Annotated in this window: 1 protein-coding gene; it reads left to right on the top strand. The window is 45.1% G+C overall.

Annotated elements, in window-relative coordinates; all coding sequences use genetic code 11:
* Positions 1-2,830 (top strand): immunoglobulin-like domain-containing protein (locus PROCOU_RS16020; protein WP_036074434.1); only part of this gene is annotated, 2,830 nt, incomplete at both ends.

Below are 2,830 nucleotides of genomic sequence, written 5' to 3'. Positions count from 1 at the left end.
CACAAACAGAACTGGAAGCACTGACGTTAACAAGCGAAGAAGCTACTGCTAAAATCCGAATGTTTGAGGCGCCAGTTTTACAAGCGAGTGATCTGCATGCCACAGCGGGTGCCAAAGCAACAGATGTGGATTGGATGGGCACTGTATCGGCGTTGGATGAAGTAGATGGTGATGTCACGAAGCAGGTTAGCGTAGACTATCATGCCGTGAACTTCAACAAAGAAGGGGAATACCCCGTCACATATTCGATTACAAATAGCAAAAATAAAACAGCCAAGAAGACGGTGACGATGACGATTTCAGCGGATGCCCCCGTTATTGAAGCGAACGATCTTGATATTATCGCAGGAACGGATGCCAGTGCCATTTCATGGTATACCGGCGTCAGTGCCACAGATAAAGTGGATGGCGATTTGAGTAACGACCTTACTGTTGACTATAGTGCGGTTAATTTCAATAAGGAAGGCGACTATCCCGTTGTTTACAGCGTTAAAAATAGTAATAATAAATCGTTGACAAAAACGATAATCGCCCACGTCACAGCAGATGTACCAGTTATCACCGCGCAAGACATGCATGTGATCGCAGGTACTAAAGCAACAGACGTTGCCTGGTATCAAAATACATCGGCTACAGATAAAGTGGATGGCGATATTAGCGCGAATGTGACCGTTGATTCTAGTCAAGTAAACTTCCAAAAAGAAGGACAATACCCAGTCACCTATACGGTAACCAATACAAACAATAAGACGACAACCAAAACCGTCCAAGTAACTGTCACAGCAGATGTACCAGTCATTCAAGCTGTTGATATGCACCTTCAAGCTGGAACAAAAGCAGAGGAAGTGGCATGGTATCAAGATGTCCATGCCGCAGACAAAGCAGACGGCAATCTAAGTGCAGCGGTAACCGTGGATTATAGCGCTGTTCATTTTAACAAAGAAGGCACGTACCCAGTTGTATACACCGTGACGAACAGTAATCATAAAACAAGCTCTATCACGGTCACAATCACAATCACAGCAGATGCCCCAACGATACAAGCCGCCAATCTAGATGCACTAGCTGGTACAAAAGCAACAGACATCGCTTGGCACCAAGGCGTTTTGGCATCCGACAAAGCAGATGGTGATATTAGCACGGATGTAAAAGTAGATTACAGTCAAGTCCATTTTAACAAAGAAGGTAATTATCCCGTCGTATATACGGTAACAAACAGCAATAAGAAAACAACGAGTAAAACAGTCAACATGAGCATTACCGCTGAAAATCCAGTGCTGCAAGCGATGAATCTAACAGCCATTGCAGGAATAAATGCTAATGAGATTGCCTGGTATCAAAACACATCCGCTGAAGATCGCGTAGACGGTGACATTAGTGCCAACATCAGCGTCGATTACAGCGCCGTTAACTTCCAAAAAGAAGGCAGTTATCCGGTCATTTACAGTATCAAAAACAGCAACAATAAAACAACAATAAAAACAGTCAATATCACGGTAACGGCTGAGAAACCAGCCTTGCAAGCGAGCAATCTAGATATTCTTGCCGGAACAAAAGCCGAGGATACACCGTGGTACGACAGCGTAACAGCTCTGGATAAAGTAGATGGTGACATCACCAAAGATGTGACCGTTGATTACTCCAACGTGCAGTTTAAGAAAGAAGGTAGCTATCCAGTCACCTACACCGTCACTAACAGCAACGGAAAAACCACTACAACCACAGTAAACGTACAAGTAACGGCTACAAATCCAGTTTTAGAAGCAACAGATCTGGATGTGATTGCGGGGACGGATGCATTAGATATTCCGTGGTATCGTGGCGTTTCTGCGGAAGATTTGGCAGATGGAGACATCAGTGCTGACATCACAGTGAACTATGACCAGGTGAACTTCAAAAAAGAAGGCAGTTATCCAGCCACATACAGTGTGACAAATAGTAATGGCAAAAGGACAACAGCAACCATCAACGTGCTCGTCACTGCGGAGCATCCAGTCCTTCACGCCAATGACCTGGCCATCATTGCCGGAACAAAAGCCGAAGATACGGCATGGTTCCATAACGTGACGGCCGAAGATAAAGCCGATGGGAACATCTATGACGAAATCAACATCGATTACAGCGCCGTGGACTTTCAGAGAGAGGGTAGTTATCCAGCTACGTATAGCGTGACAAACAGTAATCATAAAACAACGACACAAACAGTCACTGTACAAGTAACGGCTGAAAATCCAGTTATCGAAGCTAGCGATATCAGTGTTTTGGCAGGCGCAACAAGCGAGGACTATCCATGGTTCCAGAACATTGTAGCCACGGATAAAGTAGACGGCGATATTTCGCAACTCGTGTCTGTCGATTACAGTAGCGTAGATTTTAACAAAGAAGGTAATTATCCCGTCACCTACACCGTGACAAATAGTAATAACAAAGAGACAAGCGTGACGATTAACGTGCAAGTCACCGCTGAAAATCCAGTCATCACGGCGGTCAATAAATCTATTTTGGCGGGAACAAAAGCCGAGGACATCGATTGGTTCACAGATGTTTCTGCAACGGATACAGTAGATGGCGACCTGAGTGCCGATGTAGCCGTGGACTATGCCAATGTCGCATTCAACAAAGAAGGCGTCTATCCGATTTACTACACCGTGACCAACAGTAATGGCAAAACAATCGTCCAAACGGTCCAAATCGATGTGACGGCGGAAATGGCGATGCTTGAAGCGGAGAACTTGATTGTGATGCAAGGCGTGACGGAAGATAACGTTGGCTGGTTAGAAAATGCCCATGCCCAAGATACCGTTGATGGCGACATCACCGATAAAAATCA

Origin of the sequence: Listeria rocourtiae FSL F6-920 (assembly GCF_000525975.1) — a bacterium.
GTDB lineage: Bacteria > Bacillota > Bacilli > Lactobacillales > Listeriaceae > Listeria_A > Listeria_A rocourtiae.
This window is presented reverse-complemented; position numbering and strand designations above follow the sequence as displayed.